Source organism: Pantoea sp. SS70, assembly GCF_029866845.1.
GTDB classification, from domain to species: Bacteria; Pseudomonadota; Gammaproteobacteria; order Enterobacterales; family Enterobacteriaceae; genus Pantoea; species Pantoea leporis.
Genome location: NZ_CP117199.1, coordinates 3,347,056 through 3,372,519, shown reverse-complemented (window position 1 = coordinate 3,372,519; position 25,464 = coordinate 3,347,056). Strand labels below are relative to the sequence as shown.

The window sequence follows — 25,464 nt, the reverse complement described above, 5'->3', positions numbered from 1 at the left end:
CCGTTTACTAATCAGATAAGCACACATGTTAATGTGTTTTGGGTTTAGCCATAATGGCGACCTGCAAATTGAATCCCTCAAGGAGGACTTTCGTGAAACTGAAAGCACTGGCGCTGGCCGCCGTAATGAGCACGGGCGCACTGTCCGGTTTAGTTCAGGCAGGCGAATTGCCGAATGGACCGCATGTGGTGACTTCTGGACAGGCAAGCGTTGATGCCACGCCAGATCTCGCGACGCTCGCGATTGTGGTGAATGTTTCGTCGAAAGACGCGGCAGAAGCGAAGAAACAAGCTGATGACCGCGTGGCGCAATATTTCGATTTCCTGCAAAAGAACGGTATCGAGAAAAAAGATATTGATGCGGCAAACCTCAGCACGCAGCCAGAGTACGATTACACCAAAGAAGGTAAGTCGGTACTGAAAGGCTATCGTGCCGAGCGTCAGGTACAGGTAACGCTGCGCCAGCTGGACAAACTCAACGAGCTGTTGGATGGCGCGTTAAAATCTGGCCTGAATGAAATTCGTTCGGTCGAGTTAGGTGTGGCGAATCCGGACAGCTATAAAGAGAAGGCGCGTAAAGTGGCCATCGCTAATGCTACGCAGCAGGCTAACGCGCTGGCAGAAGGGTTTAACGCTAAGTTAGGTTCGGTTTACAGCATCCGCTATCACGTTGCGAACTATCAACCGATGCCGATGGCGCGCATGTATAAGGCCGCCGCAGTACAAGCTGATACCACCGCGCAGCAAACTTACGAGCAGCAGAGCATTCACTTTGACGACCAGGTAGATGTCGTCTTTGAAATCAAACCAAACACGCCGTAAGGTTTGATATCAGGTCGCCATGAAGGGCGACCTGATCTTTACGCTGGCAACACATCCTGACGCAGCACGCGATGTCCGTGCGCAATCAGCGCGTCGGTCACGCTGCGCATCAAACGACTTTCCGGCGCAAACCGGTGCCAGTACAGCATACGACGCTGATACAGGCCTGGCGTCAAATCCACCAGTTCACCTTGCGCTAACTCGCGCTCAATCTGCAGATGCGGAATCATACAGCACACCGAACCCTGACGCGCCAGCTGCACAAAGGCTTCTGACGAGTTAACGATGTGGCAAGGCACGCTGCCCGGCGACAGGTCAAAGTTCTGCTGTAAAAACGCCTGATGCATATCGTCCAGATGATCAAATGCCACCGCCGGCGCTTTCAGCAGCGCAGAGCGTGTTACGCCGTTCGGGAAATAGCGAGCAGCAAAATCAGGTGAGGCGCAGAAGAGATAATCGAGCGCACCCAGTTGATCCACCAGACAGCTTGGCAGCGGCTGCGGCTGAATACTCACCGCGCCGACCACTTCACCGCGACGTAGACGTTCCTGCGTGCGGGTTTCATCTTCTACCTGCAAATTCAGGCGCACTGGCGAATCGGCCAGCACGTCTTTCAGCGCGGGCAGCAGCCAGGTGGCCAGGCTGTCGGCGTTGACCGCCAGCGACAGCAACAGCGGCGTGGTTCCACCGTTATCATCACCCAGCCACTCCTCTTCCAGCAGTTCAACCTGATGCAACAACGCCAGTAACTTTTGTCCCTGCTCGGTCGGACGCGGCGGCACGGTGCGCACCAGCAGCGGCTGACCAAATAAATTTTCCAGCTGTTTAATACGCTGCGAAACCGCCGATTGGGTAATGCAGAGTTTTTGTGCCGCACGCTCAAAGCCGCGCTCGCGAATCACAGCATCCAGCGCCTGAAGCGTTCGATAATCCGGGCGTTTCATTGTTGTTCTCTCTCGTTCAGGGTGGACATTACTATGCCATAAAACTGTCAAATTGTGCTGCGGCGCATTTTTGCGGGCTGGCTTCCAAAGCGTTAAATCGGCTGTCTAACAGTCGCGCTTTTTTACAGCGCCTTGTTTTATACTACGCGCACTTCGATGTCGCACAGGTTTTAAACATACCATGACCCAGGATGAACTGAAAAAAGCGGTAGGTTGGGCAGCTCTGCAGTACGTAGAGCCCGGCTCCATTGTCGGCGTAGGCACGGGTTCAACAGCGGCGCATTTTATTGATGCACTCGGCACCATGAAGAATCAGATTGAAGGTGCGGTTTCCAGCTCGGAAGCCTCAACCGAGAAACTGAAAGCGCTGGGTATTCACATCTTCGATCTCAACGAAATTGATGAACTGTCGGTGTATGTTGATGGCGCCGATGAGATCAATCCGCAGATGCAGATGATCAAAGGCGGTGGCGCAGCGCTGACGCGTGAGAAAATCGTTGCGGCGGTGGCGAAGAAATTTGTCTGCATTGCCGATGCATCGAAAGAAGTTGATGTGCTGGGCCGTTTCCCGCTGCCGGTTGAAGTGATTCCGATGGCGCGTTCGTATGTGGCGCGTGAACTGGTCAAACTCGGCGGCTTGCCGGAGTATCGCCAGAACGTCATTACCGACAACGGCAACATTATTCTCGACGTGCATAATCTGCGTATTCTCGATCCCATCGAACTGGAAAAAACCATTAATGCGCTGCCGGGCGTAGTGACCGTTGGCCTGTTTGCGGGACGTGGTGCGGATGTCGCACTGATTGGTACCGCAGAAGGCGTGAAAACCATCGTAAAATGATCTGTCCGGCGCGCGTAATGCGCCGGTTATTTCCATCCGCAAAACATCTTTTCTCACCAGGCTGAAATTTGGTGACTTATGTCACAAAAGATTCATCAGCAGTAAGTTCGTACTTCGTCCATTAAGGATGTCACGATTTTGTACGGCATTGTGCTGTCTCCGCGTGGGCGCGTGCTGGCTCCCAGGCAATCGTTTGTATTGCTGCGCACGAAATTTTTGATATTTTGACAGAAGGCTACCTTATGGTAGTCCTCATTGAATTCTGAATAGGGTCGGGAAATGGCAAAGGTATCACTGGAAAAAGACAAGATTAAGTTCCTGCTGGTGGAAGGCGTTCACCAGAGTGCGCTGGAAAACCTGCGTGCAGCAGGCTACACCAACATCGAGTTTCACAAAGGGGCGCTGGATGCGGAGTCGCTGAAATCCTCCATCCGCGATGCGCACTTCATTGGTATCCGTTCCCGTACCCAACTGACTGAAGAGATCTTTGCTGCCGCTGAAAAGCTGGTAGCAGTCGGCTGCTTCTGTATCGGTACCAACCAGGTTGATCTCGGTGCAGCGGCGAAACGCGGTGTGCCGGTGTTCAACGCGCCGTTCTCCAACACCCGTTCTGTTGCAGAGCTGGTGATTGGCGAAATGCTACTGATGCTGCGTGGCATTCCGGAAGCCAACGCCAAAGCGCACCGTGGCATCTGGAATAAAGTCGCCAACGGTTCGTTTGAAGCACGCGGCAAGAAACTGGGCATCATCGGTTACGGTCACATCGGCATGCAGCTGGGTGTACTGGCAGAAAGCCTCGGTATGCATGTGTTCTTCTACGATATCGAAAGCAAGCTGCCGCTGGGTAACGCCACTCAGGTGCGTCATCTCTCCGATCTGCTCAACATGAGCGACGTGGTCAGCCTGCACGTTCCTGAAACGCAATCCACTCAGAACATGATTGGCGCGGAAGAGCTGGCGCTGATGAAGCCGGGCGCGCTGCTGATCAACGCCGCGCGCGGTACCGTGATCGATATTCCGGCGCTGTGTGATGCCCTGGCGAACAAACATCTGTCTGGTGCCGCTATCGACGTCTTCCCGGTCGAGCCTGCGACTAACAGCGACCCGTTTAACTCACCGCTGTGCGAGTTCGATAACGTGATCCTGACGCCGCACATTGGTGGTTCAACGCAGGAAGCGCAGGAAAACATCGGTATCGAAGTGGCTGGCAAGCTGGCGAAATACTCCGACAACGGTTCTACGCTGTCTGCGGTTAACTTCCCGGAAGTCTCACTGCCGATGCATGCGGCAAGTGCTAGCCGTCTGCTGCACATCCATGAAAACCGTCCGGGTGTGCTGACCGCTATCAACCAGATTTTTGCCGAGCAGGGCATCAACATCGCCGCGCAGTATCTGCAAACCACGCCAATTATGGGCTACGTGGTGATCGATATTGATGCTGAGCAGGATGCAGCGGATAAAGCGCTGCAGGCGATGAAGGCGATTCCGGGCACCATCCGCGCCCGTCTGCTGTACTGATTAAACAGGGCGCCATTGGCGCCCTTTGTTTTTCCTGCTCACGCTTCCCACTGCCATAGTTTCGATGGCGTCAGAATCGCGGGGAGCGGCACATCCCAGGCGGCGACCGGCAATGCTTCTACGCGCTGACAATCATGTGCGATGCCCACCGGAAGAAAACCATGCTGCTGCCAGTTTTGCAGCGTGCGATCGTAGAATCCGCCACCCATTCCCAAACGTTGGCCAGCATAGTCAAACGCCACCAGCGGCACCAGCATCACATCCAGCTGATCCAGCGTGGCCAGTTGCGTGATATCCAGCGGCGGTTCCGGGATGCGAAGTTTATTTGGCGCGAGTGGCGTTTCTGGCGTGTAACGGATAAACAGCAGATTGCCCGGCGAGAAGGGATGAAGCACCGGTAAGTAAACCTGCTTTTTTTGCTGCCAAAGTTTGGCGATTAGCGGGCGGGTGTTGATCTCTCCATCGACAGATAAAAACAGCGCAATGCGTTGGGCATTAGCGATCGGCGCAATGTTGATGGCGTGTTCAGCCAACTGATCGGCGGCTTGTTCCTGTTGCTCAGACGTGAGATTACGGCGCAAATGGCGCACATGCTGACGGATGTCTTGACGGTCGAGAAGGGAGGGCGCTGGCATGATATCTAAATACCCGGAATAATCGCTTCTTAAAAGCGATTATATCATGCGAACCGGGGAAACAGACTTGCTACTAAATGGAGATCTCCGAGATGCCGCCGCAGGCTGTAACCCTTGAACCCTTGGTTCAAGGTGAACATGCCGTCACAACTATTAGGCTTCTCGGACGAACCGAGCATGCGCACAAATTGTGGAGCGTCACATTCTGTTGGTATGAAATATCGGCTCAGGGGACTGGCCCGCTTGCAAACATCTCAGAGAAAATTTACTTCACCGTCACTATAGCATGAGGACCATGAAGCTTTATTCAAAATTAGGGCCCTGGCGGTCAGTTATGCGACCTTGCTCTACTAACGCTTGTTCAATGGTCTGCTGCAGCATGCGGATACGTTGTTCCATGTTTGCTGCATAGTCGCGCGTCTTACCTTTCTCTTGTGCCAACTCGTGGCAGATGTTTAACGCGGCGATGAACACCAGTTGCTCTGTATTGGTGACTCTAGTGCGAACTTTTAAATCTTGCAACCGTTGATTGAGATCCTCTGCGGCCAGATTCAGCGCATCTTGCTGTTCAGGCGGGCAATTCACTCTTAACGAACGACCAAAAATTTGAATATCTACTGGTTGTGCAGACATGCCACCATCCTAACTGATTACTTCGATCGCATCTCCCTTACCGGTCAATGGGTTGGGAGGTGCGAAACTATATATACCCGAGTTATAAGTTACAACCCCTTTTCTGGAAACCCAGAGGCACCTGGTGGTAGCATAACACGAACTTATTCTGCCAACGACGACCAAAGCTTATGTCTTTACAGAACGCAACGCCGAGTTACAACGCGCTGGCCGCGGCCCTTTCACAGCAGGGCGTGGGCATGACGCCAGCCGAAATGCATGGTCTCCTTTCCGGGATTCTGTGCGGCGGCAATCAGGATACCAGCTGGAAAACCATGGTTCACGATCTCACCAACGAAGGCATGGCGTTTTCGCAGAGCCTGTCTCAGCCGCTGCAGGCGCTGCATGAAAGCCTGGCGACCACGCTGGAAGACGAAGGTTTTATGTTCCAGCTGATGTTGCCGGAAGACGATGACATCACGGTATTCGATCGCGCGGATGCGCTGGCCGGTTGGGTAAACCACTTCCTGCTCGGTTTGGGTGTCACGCAACCGAAGCTGGAGAAAGTGACCGGCGAAACTGGCGAAGCGATTGACGATCTGCGCACCATCGCACAACTTGGCTATGACGAAGATGAGGATCAGGAAGAGCTGGAGCAGTCACTCGAAGAGGTGATTGAGTACGTGCGCGTTGCCGCTCTGCTGTGCCACGACACCTTCACGCGTCCGCATCAGCCAACGGCACCAGAAGTACAGAAACCTACGTTACATTAAGCGCGTCAATGCGGGTGCGTTGTGGCCCGTCTTCAACAGGGAGTGCAAACATGATTACCTTGGATACGTTTCAACAACGTCGTCAGGCGCTGATTGCCCGCATGGCGCCAGGCAGTGCGGCGTTAATTTTTGCTGCACCTGAAGTGACGCGCAGCAACGACACCGAATACAGCTTTCGTCAAAACAGCGACTTCTGGTACTTCACCGGTTTTAATGAACCGCAGGCGCTGCTGGTCTTAATCAAAAGTGATGATAAGCACAATCACAGCGTGCTGTTCAATCGCGTGCGTGACCTGACGGCCGAAATCTGGTTTGGTCGCCGCCTTGGCCAGGATGCCGCACCGGCGAAACTGGGAGTCGATCGCGCTTTGCCGTGGGATGACCTCGGCGAGCAGCTGCATCAACTGCTTAACGGCCTGGATGTGGTTTACCACGCGCAGGGCGAATACGCAGAAGCCGATCAGCTGGTGTTCAGCGCGCTGGACAAACTGCGTCGCGGCTTCCGTCAAAACCTTAGCGCGCCCGACACAGTTACCGACTGGCGTCCGTGGGTGCACGACATGCGCCTGTTCAAAAGCGCAGAAGAGATTGAGATTCTGCGCCGCGCCGGAAAAATCAGCGCGCTGGCGCACACGCGAGCGATGCAAGCCTGTCGTCCGGGCATGTTTGAATATCAGCTGGAAGGCGAAATTCATCACGAATTCAATCGCCATGGCGCGCGTTTCCCCTCGTACAACACCATTGTCGGTTCGGGCGAAAACGGCTGTATTCTGCACTACACCGAAAACGAATCGGAAATGCGCGATGGCGACTTAGTGCTGATTGACGCAGGCTGTGAATTCCACGGCTACGCGGGCGATATCACCCGCACCTTCCCGGTCAACGGCACCTTCAGCGAGCCGCAGCGCGCCATCTACGACATCGTGCTGGCTTCGCTCTACAAAGCGTTGTCGATGTTCCGTCCGGGCATCAGCATCCATGACGTTAACGACGAGGTGGTGCGCATAATGATTACCGGCCTGGTCGATCTCGGCATTCTGGATGGCAACATCGATACGCTGTTTGAAGAGCAGGCGCATCGTCCGTTCTTCATGCACGGTTTGAGTCACTGGCTGGGGCTGGATGTGCACGATGTCGGCCATTATGGCACGCCAAGCCGCGACCGCGTGCTAGAGCCGGGCATGGTGCTGACGGTTGAGCCTGGCTTGTATATCGCGCCAGATGCCAAAGTACCGCCACAATATCGCGGCATTGGCATTCGCATCGAAGATGACATCGTCATCACCGCCGACGGCAACGAAAATCTCACCGACAGCGTAGTCAAAGACGCTGACGCGATTGAAGCCTTGATGGCGGCGGCACGTCACGCATGAGCATTTTGATTGCCGGCGGCGGCATGACCGGTGCGACTCTGGCGCTGGCGATTTCACATCTGACGCAAGGCCAACTGCCGGTTACCCTGATTGAGCGCAGCCAGCCCGACAGCCGCGCGCATCCCGGTTTCGATGGACGGGCGATTGCCCTGGCGGCTGGCACCTGTCAGCAGTTAGCGGATATCGATCTGTGGCGCTCGCTGGCCGATTGCGCCACGCCCATCACCGATATTCACGTTTCCGATCGCGGTCATACCGGCTTTGTTTCGCTTAAAGCGCAAGATCATCAGTTGCCTGCGCTCGGTCAGGTGGTTGAACTGTTTGATGTCGGCCAGCGGCTGTTTCAACGCCTGCAAAAAGCGTCAGGCGTCACGCTGCGCTGCCCGGATCATGTAACTTCGGTAGCGCGTACGGCGGATAATGTGCAGGTGATGTTGAACAGCGGCGAACAGCTGGCAGGCGCATTACTGGTGGCCGCCGACGGTTCGCGTTCACCTTTAGGCGCGTCCTGCGGTATCACCTGGCAGCGCGACGATTATCAGCAGTTGGCGGTTATCGCCAACGTGTCGACGCAGTTGCCGCATCAGGGCCGCGCCTTTGAGCGCTTTACCGAATACGGCCCGCTGGCGCTGTTGCCGATGTCCGGCAACCGCATGTCGCTGGTGTGGTGCCACCCGCTTGAAGCGCAAGCAACGATTAAGCAGTGGGATGATGCGACCTTCCTGCAAGAACTGCAGCGCGCATTCGGCTGGCGTCTGGGGCGCTTCACGCATACCGGTCAACGCGAGCATTATCCGCTGGCGCTGCAAACCGCTGAACGTCAGGTGACACATCGTCTGGCGCTGGTGGGCAACGCGGCGCAAACGCTGCATCCAATCGCCGGACAAGGCTTCAACCTGGGTCTGCGTGATGTGATGTCGCTGGCGGAAACGCTGGCAGGCGCATATCGTCAGCAGCAAGATCCCGGCAGTTTCGCGGTATTACAGCATTTTGCCGCGCGACGTCAGCCCGATCGTGCCGCCACTGTTGGCGTCACTGACGGTTTAGTCCGACTGTTTGCTAACCGCTATGCGCCGTTGGTAGCAGGACGAAATCTTGGGCTGGTGGCGATGGACCATCTGCCTTGGCTACGAAATCCACTTGCCGCGCGCACGCTCGGCTGGGTTAAGCGTTAAGCACGAATTAAGGGGCAGCAATGCAAACTTTTGATGTGGCAATTGCCGGAGGCGGCATGGTGGGTTTGGCCGTCGCCTGCGGACTTCAAGGCAGCGGCTTACGCGTTGCCGTGCTGGAAAAAGCACCCGAGCCACAGTTTGATCCGGCGGCCAATGCGTCGATTCGCGTCTCCGCCATCAACGCTGCCAGTGAACGTCTGCTGCAAAAGCTCGATGTCTGGTCGAGCATTCTGGCGCTGCGCGCCAGCGCCTATCACGGCATGGAAGTGTGGGATCAGGACAGCTTTGGCTCAATCAGCTTTGATGACGAGCAGCAGGGTTTATCCCATCTTGGCCATATTATTGAAAACGAAGTGATTCATAGCGCGTTGTGGCAGCGTGCCAGTCAGAGCAGCGATATTACGCTGTTTGCCCCGGCGCAGCTGCAGCAAGTGGCGTTTGGCGACAACGAAGCCTTCATTACGTTGCAGGATGGCAGCATGATGAGCGCACGTTTGCTGGTGGCGGCCGACGGCGCCAATTCGTGGCTGCGCGATAAAGCGGATATCCCGCTGACTTTCTGGGATTACGAGCATCACGCGCTGGTGGCGAACATCCGCACCGATATGCCGCATGATGCGATTGCGCGTCAGGTGTTTCACGGCGACGGTATTCTGGCGTTCCTGCCGATGCAGGATCCACACTTATGCTCGATCGTCTGGTCGCTCGCGCCACAGGAAGCGGCACGCCTGCAATCGATGCCGGAAGCGCTATTTAATCAGCAGCTGTCGGTGGCGTTTGATATGCGTCTTGGCTTGTGTCAGGTCGAGAGTGAACGTAAAACCTTCCCGTTGACGGCACGTTATGCGCGTAACTTTGCCGCGCACCGTTTGGCGCTGGTCGGCGATGCCGCCCACACCATCCATCCGCTGGCCGGGCAGGGCGTAAATCTCGGCTTTATGGATGCGGCTGAATTAATTGGTGAAATTCGTCGATTGCATCAGGAAGGCAAAGACATTGGTCAGCATCTCTATCTGCGTCGCTATGAGCGCAGCCGCAAGCACAGTGCGGCGATGATGCTGGCGGGGATGCAGGGTTTTCGCGAGCTGTTTGCCGGCACCCATCCCGCGAAAAAGCTGCTGCGTGATGTTGGCCTCAAGCTCGCCGACACGTTACCTGGCGTTAAACCGCTGATGCTGAAACAGGCGATGGGGCTTAACGATCTACCCAGATGGATACGCTAATCATCTCAGCTAACGGCGCCCCATTGGGCGCCGTTTTTCTTTGCTGCACCCCAATGATGCAGCGATGCACCGCGATCGCGCCTCGTTTGATTTATTCTAATTTGACGCATTAATTCGCATTAGATTAATTCATGTCATAGCCCTGCGCATGCCGGACCATTTCTTAATCCTGTGGCGTGTATTCCCTCAATTTGCTGCATGAAAGTAATTTAGTCGTATTTTGTGCGAGGCTAATCACAATAATGCAGTGATTTATGCTGGGCGCTGTTCGATGATTTGATGAAAGGTGGTAGTGTTTCGCCCTCGTTTTCCTCATGGTTAATTGCCACATTAGGTGATAACTTCAGCACAAAGAGAACGTTTGCGTCAGCCTCATTAGGCGACGCAGGCGCGTCACACTCACTTGTCTTCACAGGATGGTTATGACTCAGCAAACGCCTCTATTCGAACAGCATCAGGCAAGCGGTGCACGCATGGTGGACTTCCACGGTTGGATGATGCCGCTGCATTACGGCTCGCAAATGGATGAGCATCACGCGGTGCGTAACGATGCCGGCATGTTTGATGTTTCCCACATGACCATCGTCGATCTGCACGGCGCACGCACCCGCGAATTCCTGCGCTATCTGCTGGCAAACGATGTCGCCAAGCTGACCCAGCCGGGCAAAGCCCTGTATACCGGCATGTTGAATGCCTCTGCTGGCGTCATTGATGATTTGATTGTTTACTTTATGAGCGAAGATTTCTTCCGTCTGGTGGTGAACTCCGCTACGCGAGAGAAAGATTTAGCCTGGATTAAACAGCATGCGCAGCCGTTTGGCGTTGAGCTGACCGAACGTGACGATCTGGCGCTGATTGCGGTGCAAGGTCCAAACGCGCAGCAGAAAGCACAAACGCTGTTGAGCGCCGCTCAGCGTGATGCCGTTGCCGGCATGAAACCCTTCTTTGGCGTGCAGGCCGAAAACCTGTTTATCGCTACCACCGGCTACACCGGCGAAGCGGGTTATGAGATTGCCATGCCAGCGACTGAAGCCGCCGCTTTCTGGCAGCAGCTGTTGGCCGCAGGCGTTAAACCGGCTGGACTCGGTGCGCGTGACACGCTGCGTCTGGAAGCGGGCATGAACCTGTACGGTCAGGAGATGGATGAGGGCGTTTCGCCGCTCGCCGCCAATATGGGCTGGACCATCAGCTGGGAACCTGCCGATCGCGATTTCATTGGCCGTGATGCCCTGCAAGCGCAGCGCGAGCACGGAACCGAAAAGCTGGTTGGCCTGGTGATGACCGAAAAAGGGGTGCTGCGTAACGGGTTAACGGTGCGCTTCACCGATCAACAAGGTCAGCCGCAGCAAGGTATTATTACCAGTGGTTCCTTCTCACCAACCCTGGGTTACAGCATCGCGCTGGCGCGTGTGCCAGCCGGCATTGGTGAGCAGGCGATTGTGGAAATCCGCAACCGTGAAATGCCAGTGAAAGTCACCAAACCGATTTTTGTTCGCGCCGGTAAGCCGGTTGCCCAGTAATTTTTTTTCAGGAGAAATGGCCAATGAGCAATGTGCCAAATGAATTGAAATACCGCGATAGCCACGAATGGGTCCGTAAAGAAGCCGACGGCACCTTCACTGTGGGTATCACCGAACACGCACAGGAACTGCTGGGCGATATGGTGTTTGTCGATCTGCCAGACGTCGGTGCCACCTTCTCGGCCGGTGATGACTGCGCCGTTGCGGAGTCGGTAAAAGCGGCTTCAGACATCTACGCGCCACTGAGCGGTGAGATTGTGGCGGTGAACGACAATCTGGGCGATTCGCCAGAGCTTGTGAACAGCGCGCCGTACGCCGATGGTTGGCTGTTCCGCATCAAAGCCAGCGACGAATCAGAACTCGACGCGATGCTGGATGCCGATGCCTATAAAGCCGCAATCGACGAGTAACCGGTAGTGGCAGAAGGTGGCGCGCTGCGTCGCCTTCTTTTTTATCTGCCTGATTTAACGCCATTTTTGTAACCCAGCCCGATTCAGGATTTACTGCAAATGACCCAGACTCTCAGCCAGCTTGAACACAACGGTGCTTTCATTGAGCGCCACATCGGTCCTACGCCGGAACAACAGGCCTTAATGCTGGAAGCGATTGGTGCCAGTTCGCTCTCCTCATTGATCAGTTCTATTGTGCCTGCCGACATCCAACTGCCAGGCCCGCCTGCAGTAGGCATTGCGGCGACCGAGCAGCAAGCGCTGGCAGAGCTGAAAGCCATTGCCAGTCAGAACCAACGCTACAAATCCTGGATCGGCATGGGCTACAGCGCGGTGATCACGCCGCCCGTCATCCTGCGCAATATGCTGGAAAATCCAGGCTGGTACACCGCGTATACGCCGTATCAGCCAGAAGTGTCGCAGGGCCGTCTTGAGGCGCTGCTCAACTTCCAAACTCTGACGCTGGATCTGACCGGTCTGGACATCGCTTCCGCATCACTGCTGGACGAAGCGACCGCTGCTGCCGAAGCAATGGCGATGGCCAGGCGCGTTAGCAAACTGAAAAGCGCCACCAAATTCTTCATCGCCGATGACATCCATCCACAGACGCTGGATGTGGTGCGCACCCGCGCAGAAACCTTTGGTTTTGAACTGATTATTGATCGTGCTGACAAGGCGCTGGATCACGACGATCTGTTCGGCGTGTTGCTGCAACAGGTGGGTACGCACGGTGAAGTGCACGATTACCGCTCACTGATTGCCGAGCTGAAAAGCCGCAAAGTGGTGGTGAGTGTCGCCGCAGACTTCATGGCACTGGTGCAGTTAGAGGCGCCAGGCAAGCAGGGCGCAGATATCGTCTTTGGTTCTGCCCAGCGTTTCGGCGTGCCGATGGGTTACGGCGGACCACACGCCGCGTTCTTCGCCAGTCGCGACGAGCACAAACGCTCAATGCCTGGCCGCATCATTGGTGTATCACGCGATGCCGCCGGGAACACCGCGCTGCGTATGGCGATGCAAACCCGCGAGCAACACATTCGTCGTGAGAAAGCCAACTCCAACATCTGTACATCGCAGGTGCTGCTGGCGAACATCGCCGGTCTCTACGCGGTGTATCACGGTCCGGTTGGCCTGAAACGCATTGCCTCACGTATTCACCGTCTGACCAGCATTCTGGCCGCGGGCCTGCAAAACGGTGGCCTGAAGCTGCGCCACAACAGCTGGTTCGATACGCTGACGGTTGAAGTGGCCGATAAAGCGGCGGTGCTGAACCGCGCGCAAAGCTTCGGCGTCAACCTGCGCAGCGATATCCACAATGCAGTTGGTATTACGCTGGATGAAACCACCGCCCGTGAAGATGTGCTGGCGCTGTTCGCCATTCTGTTGGGCGATGCGCACGGTCAGGACATTGATGCGCTGGATGCCGCTGTTGCTGCGGAAAACAGTGCGATTCCGGCTGGTCAGGTGCGTGAAAGCGCCTTCCTGACGCACCCGGTGTTCAACCGTCATCACAGCGAAACTGAGATGATGCGCTACATGCACAGCCTGGAGAAAAAAGATTTGGCGCTTAACCAGGCGATGATCCCACTCGGTTCGTGCACCATGAAACTTAACGCCGCGGCGGAGATGATTCCAATCACCTGGCCGGAATTTGCCGAACTGCATCCATTCTGCCCGGCTGAGCAGGCGTCGGGTTATCTGCAGATGATTGGCCAGTTGTCGCAATGGCTGGTGCAGTTGACTGGCTACGATGCGCTGTGCATGCAGCCCAACTCAGGTGCGCAGGGCGAATACGCCGGCCTGCTGGCGATTCGTCGTTACCACGAAAGTCGTAACGAAGGCGGCCGTAATGTTTGCCTGATCCCGAGCTCGGCGCACGGCACCAATCCGGCATCGGCGCAGATGGCGGGCATGTCAGTTGTGGTGGTGGCGTGTGATAAACAAGGCAACATCGATCTTGGCGATCTGCGTGAGAAAGCCGCGCAGGTGGGTGAGCAGCTGTCGTGCATCATGGTGACCTATCCGTCAACACACGGCGTTTATGAAGAAACCATTCGCGAGGTGTGCCAGATCGTGCATCAGCACGGCGGCCAGGTGTATCTCGACGGCGCCAACATGAATGCGCAGGTCGGTATCACCACGCCAGGTTACATCGGCGCGGATGTATCGCACCTTAACCTGCACAAAACCTTCTGTATCCCGCACGGCGGTGGCGGTCCGGGTATGGGCCCAATCGGCGTGAAAGCGCATCTGGCACCGTTCGTGCCAGGTCACAGCGTGGTGCAAATTGATGGCGTGCTGACACAGCAGGGCGCGGTATCTGCCGCACCGTTTGGTAGCGCATCGATTTTGCCAATCAGCTGGATGTATATCCGTATGATGGGCGCAGAAGGTCTGAAGCAAGCGAGTTCGGTGGCGATCCTGAACGCCAACTACATTGCCAGCCGTCTGCAATCGGCCTATCCGATTCTGTATGCCGGCCGCGATGGCCGCGTGGCGCACGAATGTATTCTCGACATTCGTCCGCTGAAAGAGCAGACCGGTATCAGCGAGCTGGATATTGCTAAGCGTCTGATCGATTACGGTTTCCACGCACCAACGATGTCATTCCCGGTTGCGGGAACGCTGATGGTTGAACCCACGGAATCGGAAAGCAAAATCGAGCTGGATCGCTTTATCGATGCGATGCTGGCTATTCGCATGGAAATCGATCGCGTTGCCGATGGCGAATGGCCGCTGGAAGATAACCCGCTGGTGAACGCACCGCACACGCAGACAGAAATCGTCGGCGACTGGGCGCATCCGTATACCCGTGAGCTGGCCGTATTCCCGGCCGGTAGCGCCAATAAATACTGGCCGACGGTGAAACGTCTGGATGATGTATTTGGCGATCGCAATGTCTTTTGTTCGTGTGTACCAATGAGCGAATACCAATAATTTAGCCGTCATACTTTGAGCCACAGCGGCGTTGGCTGCGCTCATTCACCCCGGTCACTTACTGATGTAAGCTCCCGGGGATGAATGAACTTGCCGCCTTGCTGTATCTCAAATTATTTAGGCTAAAGTTGCGGGTGATATTTATGAAAGGGCCGATTGTTCGGCCCTTTTTTGTGGAGGCAAAAATGGATCTGGCTTTGATTACCGGCGGTAGCCGCGGCATTGGACGCGCAACCGCATTATTGCTGGCGCAGGCGGGTTATCGCGTGGCGATCAACTATCGTCAGCGTGCAGCCGAAGCGGCAAGCGTGGTGGCAGAGATTGAAGCGCAGGGCGGCAGTGCGTTTGCGCTGCAGGCCGATATTGGCGATGAAGCGCAGGTCATACGTATGTTTGCCGAATTGGATCAGCAAAAGGGCGCGCTGCGAGTGCTGGTGAATAATGCCGGTATTTTGTTTACCCAATGTCGGGTGGAAGATCTGGATGCCGAACGTATTCAGCGCGTGTTCGCCACCAATGTCACCGGCACGTTCATCTGCTGTCGTGAGGCGGTAAAACGCATGGGCACGCATCATGGCGGCAAAGGGGGCGCCATCGTCAATGTGTCATCCGCTGCGTCACGTCTCGGTGCGCCAGGCGAATATGTGGATTACGCCGCCTCAAAAGGGGCGATGGATACGCTGACTAAAGGGTTGTCGCTGGAAGTGGCATCGCAAGGCATTCGCGTCAACAGCGTGCGTCCTGGCCTTATCTATACCGACATGCACGCCGATGGCGGCGAGCCGGGTCGGGTCGATCGCCTGGCGAGCGCATTGCCAATGGGACGCGGCGGCCAGGCAGAAGAGATTGCTGCAGCAATTGCCTGGCTAGCGAGCGATGCCGCGTCATACGTGACGGGCACCTTTATCGATGCGGCTGGCGGACGATGATCACCAAGCCGGTATCAATACCGACCCCATAAAACAGTATCCGTGCGGAGTGTCGCCATGCATGGCGACCGATTCATTCAAACCCTCGCCTGTCACACCCACTCACAGATTTATTTTAGCGTACATGTGTACTCTGAAAATTATCCCGGTTACTCTGGTTGCTCAGAAATAGCACACTCGCTTTTTCCGTTGTTCAGGAATCCCCTCATGGTACAAACCCCAGTTATTGCCCAGGGCTACTCATTGGCAGAAGAGATCGCCAATAGTATCAGCCACGGAATCGGCTGCATTTTCGGCATCATTGGCCTGGTGTTGATGTTGACACAAGCCGTTGAATCCCAAGCTAACGTTACCGCTATCACCAGTTACAGCCTGTACGGCGGCAGCATCATTCTGCTCTATCTCGCCTCAACGCTGTATCACGCCATTCCCCATCAAAAAGCCAAATACTGGCTGAAGAAATTTGACCACTGCGCTATTTATCTGTTGATTGCTGGCACTTACACGCCGTTCTTGCTGGTGGGGCTCAATTCGCCGCTGGCACAGGGCTTAATGGTGGTGATCTGGAGCCTGGCGCTGGCCGGTATCCTGTTTAAAATCGCCTTTGCCCACCGCTTTGAAGCGCTGTCGCTGGTGACCTATCTCGGTATGGGATGGTTGTCGCTGGTGGTGATTTATCAGCTGGCGATCAAACTGTCGCCGGGCGGGATTTGGCTGCTGGCTGCCGGTGGCATTGTCTATTCGCTAGGAGTGATATTCTACGTCTCGCGCCGTATTCCTTACAGTCACGCCATCTGGCACGGTTTTGTGCTCGGCGGCAGCGTGTTGCACTTCTGCGCGATTTATTTTTACGTGATGTAAGCTCAATCCAGGTCGCCGAAAATGGCGACCTTACGTGTTTAGTACGGACCCGGCCCGCAATTATTCGGTTAATGAATACGGCAGCGGCTGAATGGTCAATTTGCCACTTTCGTCGCCTTCCACGCGCAGTACGCTATCCGGCTCCAAATCATTATTCATCACCACCTGCACCCAAACGCTGCCGTCATCCAGCTGCACGCCGCTCAATACGGTGCCGGTGCGACGCCATTTATCGCCCATCTGCAGCTCCATCGAACCGCCAACCTCCGGCACTTTGCTGGCTTTACCTGCCAGCCAATAGAGTGCGCGTTTGTTCGCACCGCGGAATTTGGCGCGTGCCACCATCTCCTGGCCGGTGTAACACCCTTTTTTGAAGCTGATGGCATCCAGCGCCTGTAGGTTAGTGGCTTGTGGAATCAACTGCGCGCTGGTGGCGCTTTCAATCACCGGAATGCCCGCTTCAATATCCAGCGCCAGCCATTGCAGGCTGTCGTTGAACTGCGCTTCTCCCGCCAGTTTCTCTTTCAACGCATTCGCCTGTTCTGGCGTGGTCACCAGCAGGAAACGTTCGGCTGGCTGATCAAACCACAAAAGCGTGCTCTCACCTTGCTGTACTACCGGCGTTTCGGCATCCGGCAGTGTGCTGAATACGCCTGCCAGCGCGGCGCGCGCCTGGAAACCGGCAACGCCGAGCAGCACCGCTTCATCGTCAGCGACGAGGGTGACTTTGGCGAACACCGCGTATTTCTTCAGTTCGGTTAGCTGCTGCTCACGCAGGTTGCGACGCACCACGTAAGCGTAACCTTCGCTGCGATGGAACAGACGAATGTTGCTCCACATTTTGCCTTTGGCATCGCAGTGCGCGGCGGGACGATGCTGCGTCTCGCCCATCGCCGCGACATCCAGCGTCAACTGACCTTGCAGATAAGACGTGCTGTCGTTGCCTTGCACCTTAACCAGCGCCCATTCGTCGAGCGAAATCAGGGTTAAAGGCAGGCGTGACGATGCAGCAGGCTGGCGAGGTGGAAGGGTAAAAATCGACATGTCTCTTTCCTGATTAATGAGGTAATAGGTTGCAATGGTAAAAGAGCAGTGCGGCTTTGCAACCTGTTTACTGAATATGGCGCACAAATCGCGTGATACCCATTGCAAACTGGGGGATGTAACGCCGAGGTATTGCACAGGGTTAAGCACAGCGCCTGCAGCGAGAAAAAAAAGCAGGTACACTGAGCCCCACTGTTTTTAGTCATGGAACCTGAGACATGGAAATTAACGACAAAGCCCGCGTCCAATGGGCATGCCGTCGCGGCATGCTGGAGCTGGATATGGCTATCATGCCGTTTTTCAAATTTGAATATGATTCGCTGAACGACACCGATAAGCAGGTTTTTATCGCACTACTAAAGAGTGACGATCCCGATCTGTTCAACTGGTTGATGAATCACGGTGAACCGGTTGATCCCGAGTTCAAACGTATGGTGAAACTGATTCAGCAGCGTAACCGTGAACGCGGTCCGGTGGCAATGTGATCTGCGAGCGTCACGCAGTGCGCGCGCACTGAATGTGACGCTTTCTCTACTGTGCACCGGTTTGCTGCTGGCACTGGAGTGGCCTGACGCGTGGGCGTGGAGCAAAGCGCCGGTGTTAGTGCTGCTGCTGGCGGAGTGCTGGCGTAACGAGCGCCGTTTGGTTCAGCGCGTAGGTCATTTGGTGCTGGACGTGAAGGGCAATTGGCTGTGGCGCGGCGTGCGCTGGCGAGCGGAACGTAAGGCGGATTGGTTGCCGTATGGCGTTTTGCTGGTGCTGCGTAATCAGCAGGGAAAACGCTGGCGGCTGTGGTTAATGCATGACAACCTGCCGCCCGGTGAATGGCGCACGCTGCGCGCCTGCTGTTTTCTAAGGGATGGTCAAACGCTGCCTTAAAGCAGCGCTGCGGTTTCCGTCAGAATCTGTTCGCACCACTGCTCAATGCGCTCATCGCTCTGTTCGAACTGGTTAACATCGTCGAGCGCCAAACCGACAAACTGCGTGCCATCGGCGGTCAGCGGTTTTTTGCTGGTGAACTCATAGCCTTCCAGCGGCCAGTAACCCACAAACTGCACGCCCATCGGCTGCAGCAGTTCGTGCAGCATGCCCAGCGCATCAAGGAACCATTCGGCGTATTCGCCCTGATCGCCCATGCCGTACAGCGCCACGATTTTTCCGCGCAAATTCAGCGCCGGAATCTGTGGCCAAATCGCTTCCCAATCTTCCTGTAACTCACCGAAATCCCACGTCGGAATGCCGAGGATCAGCAAATCGTACTGCTCCATCAGCGACGGATCGTCATCTTTCAAATTGTGCAGCGTGACTAATTCTTCACCGATAAAGTCGCGAATCTTTTCCGCCGTCATCTCGGTGTAACAGGTGCTCGAACCATAAAACAAACCGATATTCATGCAATTAATGCTCTGTCTGAACCTGACTCGGGGGCAATTGTACCAGAAGCAGGCTACTTTCAGGCATAATGAGCACGATTTCACACGGGCGGAGAGTACAGTGCAGGACAGCGATCTGATCGAACAGTTTCTGGATGCGCTTTGGATTGAGCGTAATCTGGCGCAGAACACGCTCGCCTCTTACCGGCAGGATCTGCAAACGCTCACCGGCTGGCTGCATCACCACGATCGCACGCTATTAACGCTTGAAGCGCTTGATTTGCAGCAGTTTCTTGCCGAACGCGTTGAGGGCGGCTACAAAGCCACCAGCTCGGCGCGCACCCTCAGCGCCATTCGCCGCTTGTGCCAATATCTCTATCGGGAAAAAGTGCGCAGCGACGATCCCAGCGCGCTGCTGTCGGCACCGAAACTGCCGCAGCGTCTGCCGAAAGATCTCAGTGAAAACCAGGTCGAACGCTTACTGCAGGCACCGAGCATTGATGTGCCGCTCGAACTGCGCGACAAGGCGATGCTGGAGCTGCTGTACGCCACCGGTTTACGCGTAACGGAGTTGGTGGGTTTGACCATCAGCGATATCAGCCTGCGTCAGGGCGTGGTGCGCGTAATCGGTAAAGGCAACAAAGAGCGTCTTGTGCCGTTAGGTGAAGAAGCGGTTTACTGGATTGAATACTATATGGAACATGGTCGGCCGTGGCTGCTCAACGGGCAAACGCTGGACGTGATGTTTCCCAGCCAGCGCGCGCAGCAAATGACGCGGCAGACCTTCTGGCATCGCATTAAACACTATGCGACCCTTGCCGGTATCGATAGCGAAAAGCTGTCGCCGCACGTGCTGCGCCACGCATTTGCCACACATTTACTGAACCACGGCGCCGATTTACGCGTCGTACAGATGTTGCTGGGCCACAGCGACCTCTCGACCACCCAAATTTATACGCACGTCGCCACTGAGCGCCTGCGTCTGTTACATCAACAGCATCATCCGCGCGCTTGAGATGCGGTAACAAGGATTTAAGATGAAAAAGCAGCTAACGATGCTGGCTCTGCTGGTCAGTGCATTCACTGGATTGGCGCATGCCGATGACAACGCTATTCAGCAAACGCTGAAAAAACTGGGATTGCAGCAGGCTGAAATCCAGCCGTCCCCGCTGCCGGGTATTAAAACGGTGCTGACCGAAAGCGGCGTGCTTTACGTCTCCGAAGACGGCAAGCACATGATTCAGGGCCCGCTGTATGATGTCAGCGGCACCCAGCCGATCAACGTTACCAACCAGCTGCTGGACAAAAAAGTCACTGCGCTGGCGCCAGACATGATTGTCTATAAAGCGCCGAAAGAGCAGCACGTCATCACCGTGTTCACCGACATCACCTGCGGCTACTGCCGCAAGCTGCATGAGCAGATGGCCGACTACAACGCGCTCGGCATCACCGTGCGCTATCTGGCCTTCCCGCGTGAAGGTCTGAATGGTCAGGTAGAAAAAGCCATGCGCGCCATCTGGTGCAGCGCCGATCGTAACAAAGCTTTCGATGCAGCAATGAAAGGCGATGCGCCGCAGATGGATGCGCCAGCGACCTGCAAAATCAATATCGAGCAGCAGTACAAACTCGGCATCCTGTTTGGCATTCAGGGTACGCCAGCCATTCTTACGGATAGCGGCATGATGATTCCTGGCTATCAGGGACCGCAAGAGCTGAAGCAGGTGCTTGACGGCCAGAAGCGTGGCGGTTAACGCACAGTGATTCATTCTGTTGAATTGCGTCGGCGCGAAGCCGAGACCGAAGCCAGCTTACCCGCTGATTTGCCCCCTTTGCTGCGCCGCTTGTATCTGCGACGCGGCGTGAAAGAGGCGATGGAACTGGAGCGCGGCGCTAAACATCTGCTGCCGTGGCAAACGCTGGGCGGCATCGAAGCCGCCGTGACGTTGCTGCATCAGATGCTGCTGGCGGGCAAACGTATCGTGGTAGTGGGCGATTTCGATGCCGATGGCGCCACCAGCACCGCGTTAACCGTGCTGGCGCTGCGCAGCCTCGGCGGTAATGTGGATTATCTGGTGCCAAACCGTTTCGAAGATGGCTACGGTTTGAGTCCGGAAGTGGTCGAGCAGGCTAAAGCGCGCGGTGCGGAGATGATCCTCACCGTCGATAACGGCATCTCATCACATGCCGGAGTGGATACCGCGCATCAGCACGGCATTCCGGTGCTGGTTACCGATCACCACTTGCCGGGCGAAACCTTGCCCGCCGCCGAAGCGATTGTTAATCCGAACCTCAACGACAGCGAATTCCCCTCACGTTCGCTGGCGGGTGTTGGCGTGGCCTTCTATCTGATGCTGGCGCTGCGTGCGCATCTGCGTCAGCAAAACTGGTTTAGTGAGAGCCGCGCCGAGCCAAATCTGGCGGAGCTGCTAGATCTGGTGGCGCTGGGCACCGTGGCCGATGTGGTGCCGCTGGATGCCAACAACCGCATTCTGGTGTGGCAAGGTTTGAGCCGTATTCGCGCGGGCAAATGCCGTGCCGGGATTCGCGCGCTGCTGGAGATTGCCAACCGCGATGCGCGCCAACTCGCCGCCAGCGATCTCGGTTTTGCCGTGGGCCCGCGCCTGAATGCTGCCGGTCGTCTGGATGATATGTCAGTCGGCGTGGCGCTGCTGCTCACCGAAGATATTTCCCAGGCGCGCATGCTGGCGAATGAACTCGATGCGCTGAATCAGACGCGTAAAGAGATTGAGCAGGGCATGAAGAGCGAAGCGCTGGCGCTGTGCGATGAGCTGGAGCGTCAGCATACCGATCTGCCGCTTGGACTGGCGTTCTATCATCCCGAGTGGCATCAGGGCGTGGTGGGGATTCTGGCGTCGCGCCTGAAAGAGCGCTTCCATCGCCCGGTGATCGCCTTCGCCCCCGCCGGAGACGGCACGCTGAAAGGTTCGGGCCGCTCAATTGCGGGTTTGCATCTGCGAGATGCGCTGGAGCGTCTCGACACGCTTTTCCCAGGCTTAATGATCAAATTTGGTGGTCACGCCATGGCGGCCGGATTGTCACTGGAAACCGCGAAGTACGAGGAGTTCCGTGCGCGATTTGCCGCGTTGATTGATGAGTGGCTGGATGGCGAAGCGTTGCAGGGCGTGATTTGGTCGGACGGCGAACTGCATGCGCAGGAGTTTACCCTGCATACTGCCGAAATGCTGCGCGAGGCCGGTCCGTGGGGCCAGGCATTCCCGGAACCCGTGTTCGATGGCAAGTTCAAGCTGTTACAACAGCGGTTAGTGGGCGAGCGTCATTTGAAAGTGATGGTCGAGCCGCTCGGCGGCGGCCCGCTGTTGGATGGGATTGCCTTCAACGTGGATACCACGCTGTGGCCAGACAGCAGCGTGCGTCAGGTGCAGCTGGCCTATAAGCTGGATATCAACGAATACCGCGGCAATCGTTCGGTGCAATTGATCATCGATCACCTTTGGCCGCTGTAGTTCACTACCAAAACGCGCAATGCATCGCGCCGCTACCTGTGCACGTATCCGTAGCGGCGCGATCTATCGCGCTCAGTTGACCGATTAAACGTTTATCAGAAACTCACATCCACACCGCCGCGCAGCACTTTTTCGTCACCGCGATCGGCGAAGTGCTGATCGGCGCGCAGGAACAGGCGCGCGCGTGACGTCTGCGCCACATCCAACCGCACACCTAACCACTGCGAACGGCGATCAAGCTGCATGCCGGGAATCGTGAAACGGTTCTGGTCATCGCCAAATCCGCCCCAGCGCGCGCTGACATCCATCGACGGATTGTTGAATGCGTACTGATATTCGCCATAAAGACTCAGCATGCTCCACAATCCAGCCGACCAATCCTGCCGTGCGCTGATACTCAAACCGCTATAACCGTCGCTGCGTCGATAGCTGTCGCCGTCGCCGCTTAGACCAAACGCGCTGCCCTTATCCTCAAACGCACCGGTATCCAGCCCGGTTTCACGCCAGCCGAGATAGGGTTCGAGGCGATAATTCTCCTCAATTGTCCAGCGATAGCCGCTTTGCAGCGCCGCCTGCCAGCTGTTGCTGCTGGTGGTCGATGACACCGGCGAAGCTTCATCCAGCAACACCAGACGCTTTAACTCATCGCGACCATGTTGATAGCTGAGATTGCCCTGCAGATACCATGCTGGCGTCAAATCGTAGCGGCCATACAGCATCGCGCCTTGCAGGCGATTACGGCTGGTGCCGCCGCTTTGGTCGTAGGTTGAGTCGATCTGATTCTGCGTCCAGGCCACGCCCACACGCAGACCAGAAATACCCAAATCGCTATCCACGCCCAATGCGGTAAGCGTGTTGCGGTAATCGGTGCCGAGGTAGCCCGCCTGATCCAGTGAACCGCGCAGTTGACCGCTCTCCAGCCAGAAACCGTAACGATTGTCAGCGCTGGCATCGGCGATACGGTTACTCAACAGGCGGCTTTGATAATCCAGCGCGTTAAACAGTACCGCGTTGCTGGAAGCGTGCGCCTGACCGGAAAGTGAATTGATGGCGGCCTGCGCACTGCGGGCATCTGCCAGCGACTGAAACGCTCCTGCTGCGCCCAGCGCTGACTGCTGCGCACTGCTCAGTGAACCCTGTTGCTGCCAGCTGTCCGCTACGCTAAACGCCTGCTCCAGATTCGCGGCCGTTTGCTGAGTGCTGGCGCTGTTCATGCCCAGCGCTGCCGCTACTGCTGCGGTATTTTTACGCGTCAGCTGGCCAGTGACGCTGTTAGCGTTGTAGCTGACCGAACCATCAAGAAACACGCCAGTATTGACCTGGCTGAACTGACCGCTAACACCCGCATCGCTGGTCAGCAGCGTTTCCTGCTGTTTCACCACATAAGTTGATGAGGGGGGCGCGAGGTTCATCGTGCCGTCCAGCGTCGAGTGGCCCGCTACACGCAGCGGGCTGTTTAACGCGATATTGAGCACGCCATTACTGCGTTGCTGGTAATCGCCTTGCACCTGCAAACCGCCGTTGACCGTTCCCTGATTGAGTAAGCTGCCGCCAATCACACCGCTGCCACCTAAAGTGCCACTGCCGCTGACGTTGGCACTGCCAGCAATCGCACCCTCAATCAGCAACGTATTGGCGGCAACGCTGGTCTGGCCGAGGTAACTGTTGTTAGCGGTTAACCGTAGCACGCCGCCATTATTGGCGCCGTCGAGTATCAGGCCACGATCGCCGCTGATGGCATTCGAGAAGACATAGCTACCCGCATCCAGACTGGCGTGGAAATCATTGGCCCAGAACATTGCCGGACCGTTGAGCGCTTTCGCCTGGTTGAGATCGCCCCAGCCGAAGGTGTTGTTGTAAGGCCGCCCGTTGGCGCTATCCGCAGCGCCTGCGTAAGCATCGCTGCGATAAGTGGCGGTGGTCAGCAACGTTTGCTGCAGATTGTAACCGCTCATCCACGGAAAGCGCTGCAACACTTGCGAAGCGGCCGCAGCGGCGCGCGGCGCGGCAAACGAGGTGCCGTAGCTACGCGCATTTACCCAGGTACCATCGGCGTTCTGAAAGCGATAATCGGTGTATCCCGGTGCGCTCAGGCACCATGCCGCGGCGTTACCACAGGCATCAAACGGCCCGGTTAACGCCGCGCGGTTCGCCGTGTCGTATGAGGTGCTGTCCATCACGCCGGTAACGGCCAGCATATTCTTTTGCAACGCGCTGTCCTGATAAATCAACGGCAGCTGCGCGTTAGGGGACGGTGTTGCAGTGCCGCCATTGCCGGTGATCACCACCGCCAAACCGTTAGCCGCTGCAATCTCACGCATGCTTTGCACCAGCACCTGATAGTGCGGCTGCGCATCGGATAGCGCCTGTGCGGAGGTTAAGCGCTCGTTGGAGGCGTACGACATATTGAAAACCCGCACGCCCTGGCTCAGCAGGCCGCTCACCGCACGGGCGGTATCGTCGTATTGAAAGATATTGTTCTGCGATGCCTGCGCCACATACAGTGTGCTGCCCGGCGACAGGCCTAATAACGTCAGCGCCACCACGGTGCCGTGACCGTTAATGCTCTGATTATCATTCAAACTACTGCCGCCGCCGACGTAGCTGGTGAACTGCACGTTGGCATAATTGATTTCACTGCGATCGGGCGATAACCCTGAATCAATAATGCCGACTTTGCTGGCATTGCCTGAAGCGCTGGGCTGAGCTGGCGTGGGTGTCTCAGGGGTGCCGGTGGTGGGCGAGGTTGCCGCGCTACCGCCACCTCCGCCGCCGCCACCGCCTCCGCAGGCGGCAAGTAACAAAGGCATTAACAAGGCAAGCAGGCGCGGTGAAGTGCGCAAACCGGGAATAAACATCGATACTCCTTCATGTCTCTCAGGACATGTTGTGCCCGCTCACGTTTACGGGCGCTGATTACTGTGTCATTCCCTGTCGAAGCTGCGCATTCCTGG

At 56.3% G+C, this 25,464-nt stretch carries 23 protein-coding genes and 1 other RNA gene; 17 read left to right on the top strand and 7 right to left on the bottom strand.

Going from position 1 to position 25,464, the window contains the following annotated elements; genetic code table 11:
- Positions 1–92: 92 nt before the first annotated feature.
- Entirely contained in the window at positions 93–821 is a 729-nt protein-coding gene (locus PO881_RS15550) for an oxidative stress defense protein (RefSeq protein ID WP_101761944.1), read from the top strand.
- A gap of 38 nt (positions 822–859) precedes the next feature.
- Here the strand turns inward: PO881_RS15550 and PO881_RS15545 are convergent, their stop codons facing one another.
- Entirely contained in the window at positions 860–1,765 is a 906-nt protein-coding gene (locus PO881_RS15545) for a LysR family transcriptional regulator ArgP (protein ID WP_007890292.1), read from the bottom strand.
- 181 nt (positions 1,766–1,946) lie between these two features.
- Here PO881_RS15545 and rpiA point away from each other — a divergent pair, with 181 nt between their 5' ends.
- A complete protein-coding gene (gene rpiA, locus PO881_RS15540; RefSeq protein WP_280172036.1) occupies positions 1,947–2,606 on the top strand; it encodes a ribose-5-phosphate isomerase RpiA in 660 nt (219 codons plus the stop codon).
- Positions 2,607–2,885: 279 nt separating this feature from the next.
- Positions 2,886–4,124: a phosphoglycerate dehydrogenase gene (gene serA / locus PO881_RS15535; protein WP_137386397.1), complete on the top strand. Its 1,239-nt coding sequence runs from the start codon at positions 2,886–2,888 to the stop codon at positions 4,122–4,124.
- A 38-nt stretch (positions 4,125–4,162) separates the two neighbouring features.
- Here the strand turns inward: serA and PO881_RS15530 are convergent, their stop codons facing one another.
- The 3 genes from PO881_RS15530 to zapA form a co-directional block, all read right to left on the bottom strand.
- The gene (locus tag PO881_RS15530) at positions 4,163–4,759 is read right to left on the bottom strand and encodes a 5-formyltetrahydrofolate cyclo-ligase (RefSeq protein ID WP_137386396.1); all 597 of its coding nucleotides are present in this window, start codon (positions 4,757–4,759) and stop codon (positions 4,163–4,165) included.
- Between the two features lie 80 nt (positions 4,760–4,839).
- Positions 4,840–5,023: non-coding RNA, 6S RNA (ssrS, locus tag PO881_RS15525), on the bottom strand.
- A 39-nt stretch (positions 5,024–5,062) separates the two neighbouring features.
- Positions 5,063–5,392, bottom strand: a complete 330-nt coding sequence (gene zapA, locus PO881_RS15520) for a cell division protein ZapA (RefSeq protein WP_007890288.1) — start codon at positions 5,390–5,392, stop codon at positions 5,063–5,065.
- Between the two features lie 170 nt (positions 5,393–5,562).
- Here zapA and PO881_RS15515 point away from each other — a divergent pair, with 170 nt between their 5' ends.
- From PO881_RS15515 to PO881_RS15475, 9 genes are all read left to right on the top strand, one after another.
- Entirely contained in the window at positions 5,563–6,144 is a 582-nt protein-coding gene (locus PO881_RS15515) for a YecA family protein (RefSeq protein WP_101761948.1), read from the top strand.
- A gap of 50 nt (positions 6,145–6,194) precedes the next feature.
- The gene (gene pepP, locus PO881_RS15510; protein ID WP_222234716.1) at positions 6,195–7,517 is read left to right on the top strand and encodes a Xaa-Pro aminopeptidase; all 1,323 of its coding nucleotides are present in this window, start codon (positions 6,195–6,197) and stop codon (positions 7,515–7,517) included.
- On the top strand, positions 7,514–8,692 hold the full coding sequence (gene ubiH, locus PO881_RS15505; protein ID WP_101761950.1) for a 2-octaprenyl-6-methoxyphenyl hydroxylase: 1,179 nt from the start codon (positions 7,514–7,516) through the stop codon (positions 8,690–8,692). The genes pepP and ubiH overlap by 4 nt, the downstream gene beginning before the upstream one ends.
- Positions 8,693–8,712: 20 nt before the next feature.
- Positions 8,713–9,915, top strand: a complete 1,203-nt coding sequence (ubiI, locus tag PO881_RS15500) for an FAD-dependent 2-octaprenylphenol hydroxylase (RefSeq protein ID WP_101761951.1) — start codon at positions 8,713–8,715, stop codon at positions 9,913–9,915.
- 422 nt (positions 9,916–10,337) lie between these two features.
- Positions 10,338–11,435, top strand: coding sequence for a glycine cleavage system aminomethyltransferase GcvT (gene gcvT / locus PO881_RS15495; protein ID WP_192412046.1), 1,098 nt, complete (start codon positions 10,338–10,340; stop codon positions 11,433–11,435).
- A 23-nt stretch (positions 11,436–11,458) separates the two neighbouring features.
- Entirely contained in the window at positions 11,459–11,845 is a 387-nt protein-coding gene (gcvH, locus tag PO881_RS15490) for a glycine cleavage system protein GcvH (RefSeq protein ID WP_101761953.1), read from the top strand.
- Positions 11,846–11,944: 99 nt separating this feature from the next.
- Positions 11,945–14,818: an aminomethyl-transferring glycine dehydrogenase gene (gene gcvP, locus PO881_RS15485; protein WP_277974050.1), complete on the top strand. Its 2,874-nt coding sequence runs from the start codon at positions 11,945–11,947 to the stop codon at positions 14,816–14,818.
- 185 nt (positions 14,819–15,003) lie between these two features.
- Positions 15,004–15,747, top strand: a complete 744-nt coding sequence (locus PO881_RS15480; RefSeq protein WP_192412044.1) for an SDR family oxidoreductase — start codon at positions 15,004–15,006, stop codon at positions 15,745–15,747.
- 207 nt (positions 15,748–15,954) lie between these two features.
- Complete coding sequence (locus tag PO881_RS15475; protein WP_110867988.1) at positions 15,955–16,608, top strand: hemolysin III family protein; 654 nt, start codon at positions 15,955–15,957, stop codon at positions 16,606–16,608.
- Between the two features lie 60 nt (positions 16,609–16,668).
- Here the strand turns inward: PO881_RS15475 and ygfZ are convergent, their stop codons facing one another.
- Positions 16,669–17,652, bottom strand: coding sequence for a tRNA-modifying protein YgfZ (gene ygfZ, locus PO881_RS15470; protein WP_280172035.1), 984 nt, complete (start codon positions 17,650–17,652; stop codon positions 16,669–16,671).
- A gap of 218 nt (positions 17,653–17,870) precedes the next feature.
- Between ygfZ and sdhE the strand changes: the two genes are divergently transcribed.
- Entirely contained in the window at positions 17,871–18,137 is a 267-nt protein-coding gene (gene sdhE, locus PO881_RS15465) for an FAD assembly factor SdhE (protein ID WP_101761958.1), read from the top strand.
- Positions 18,138–18,171: 34 nt separating this feature from the next.
- The gene (locus PO881_RS15460) at positions 18,172–18,531 is read left to right on the top strand and encodes a protein YgfX (protein ID WP_233501811.1); all 360 of its coding nucleotides are present in this window, start codon (positions 18,172–18,174) and stop codon (positions 18,529–18,531) included.
- Here the strand turns inward: PO881_RS15460 and fldB are convergent.
- Entirely contained in the window at positions 18,528–19,046 is a 519-nt protein-coding gene (gene fldB / locus PO881_RS15455; RefSeq protein ID WP_101761960.1) for a flavodoxin FldB, read from the bottom strand. The two genes, PO881_RS15460 and fldB, sit on opposite strands and share 4 nt — an antisense overlap.
- Before the next feature lie 100 nt (positions 19,047–19,146).
- Here fldB and xerD point away from each other — a divergent pair, with 100 nt between their 5' ends.
- The 3 genes from xerD to recJ are packed head-to-tail and all read left to right on the top strand — an operon-like array spanning position 19,147 to position 22,510.
- Complete coding sequence (gene xerD, locus PO881_RS15450; protein WP_008108233.1) at positions 19,147–20,040, top strand: site-specific tyrosine recombinase XerD; 894 nt, start codon at positions 19,147–19,149, stop codon at positions 20,038–20,040.
- Between the two features lie 22 nt (positions 20,041–20,062).
- Positions 20,063–20,776, top strand: coding sequence for a bifunctional protein-disulfide isomerase/oxidoreductase DsbC (gene dsbC / locus PO881_RS15445; protein WP_101761962.1), 714 nt, complete (start codon positions 20,063–20,065; stop codon positions 20,774–20,776).
- 6 nt (positions 20,777–20,782) lie between these two features.
- The gene (gene recJ / locus PO881_RS15440) at positions 20,783–22,510 is read left to right on the top strand and encodes a single-stranded-DNA-specific exonuclease RecJ (protein WP_280172034.1); all 1,728 of its coding nucleotides are present in this window, start codon (positions 20,783–20,785) and stop codon (positions 22,508–22,510) included.
- Positions 22,511–22,605: 95 nt separating this feature from the next.
- On the opposite strand, the gene PO881_RS15435 is transcribed toward recJ, so the two are convergent.
- The gene (locus tag PO881_RS15435) at positions 22,606–25,368 is read right to left on the bottom strand and encodes an autotransporter domain-containing protein (RefSeq protein WP_280172033.1); all 2,763 of its coding nucleotides are present in this window, start codon (positions 25,366–25,368) and stop codon (positions 22,606–22,608) included.
- Positions 25,369–25,464: the final 96 nt, after the last annotated feature.

Coding starts and splice junctions, on each gene's coding strand:
- PO881_RS15545 (WP_007890292.1), bottom strand. CDS start 1,765: ATGAAACGCCCGGATTATCGAACGCTTCAGGCGCTGGATGCTGTGATT.
- rpiA (WP_280172036.1), top strand. CDS start 1,947: ATGACCCAGGATGAACTGAAAAAAGCGGTAGGTTGGGCAGCTCTGCAG.
- serA (WP_137386397.1), top strand. CDS start 2,886: ATGGCAAAGGTATCACTGGAAAAAGACAAGATTAAGTTCCTGCTGGTG.
- PO881_RS15530 (WP_137386396.1), bottom strand. CDS start 4,759: ATGCCAGCGCCCTCCCTTCTCGACCGTCAAGACATCCGTCAGCATGTG.
- zapA (WP_007890288.1), bottom strand. CDS start 5,392: ATGTCTGCACAACCAGTAGATATTCAAATTTTTGGTCGTTCGTTAAGA.
- PO881_RS15515 (WP_101761948.1), top strand. CDS start 5,563: ATGTCTTTACAGAACGCAACGCCGAGTTACAACGCGCTGGCCGCGGCC.
- pepP (WP_222234716.1), top strand. CDS start 6,195: ATGATTACCTTGGATACGTTTCAACAACGTCGTCAGGCGCTGATTGCC.
- ubiH (WP_101761950.1), top strand. CDS start 7,514: ATGAGCATTTTGATTGCCGGCGGCGGCATGACCGGTGCGACTCTGGCG.
- ubiI (WP_101761951.1), top strand. CDS start 8,713: ATGCAAACTTTTGATGTGGCAATTGCCGGAGGCGGCATGGTGGGTTTG.
- gcvT (WP_192412046.1), top strand. CDS start 10,338: ATGACTCAGCAAACGCCTCTATTCGAACAGCATCAGGCAAGCGGTGCA.
- gcvH (WP_101761953.1), top strand. CDS start 11,459: ATGAGCAATGTGCCAAATGAATTGAAATACCGCGATAGCCACGAATGG.
- gcvP (WP_277974050.1), top strand. CDS start 11,945: ATGACCCAGACTCTCAGCCAGCTTGAACACAACGGTGCTTTCATTGAG.
- PO881_RS15480 (WP_192412044.1), top strand. CDS start 15,004: ATGGATCTGGCTTTGATTACCGGCGGTAGCCGCGGCATTGGACGCGCA.
- PO881_RS15475 (WP_110867988.1), top strand. CDS start 15,955: ATGGTACAAACCCCAGTTATTGCCCAGGGCTACTCATTGGCAGAAGAG.
- ygfZ (WP_280172035.1), bottom strand. CDS start 17,652: ATGTCGATTTTTACCCTTCCACCTCGCCAGCCTGCTGCATCGTCACGC.
- sdhE (WP_101761958.1), top strand. CDS start 17,871: ATGGAAATTAACGACAAAGCCCGCGTCCAATGGGCATGCCGTCGCGGC.
- fldB (WP_101761960.1), bottom strand. CDS start 19,046: ATGAATATCGGTTTGTTTTATGGTTCGAGCACCTGTTACACCGAGATG.
- dsbC (WP_101761962.1), top strand. CDS start 20,063: ATGAAAAAGCAGCTAACGATGCTGGCTCTGCTGGTCAGTGCATTCACT.
- PO881_RS15435 (WP_280172033.1), bottom strand. CDS start 25,368: ATGTTTATTCCCGGTTTGCGCACTTCACCGCGCCTGCTTGCCTTGTTA.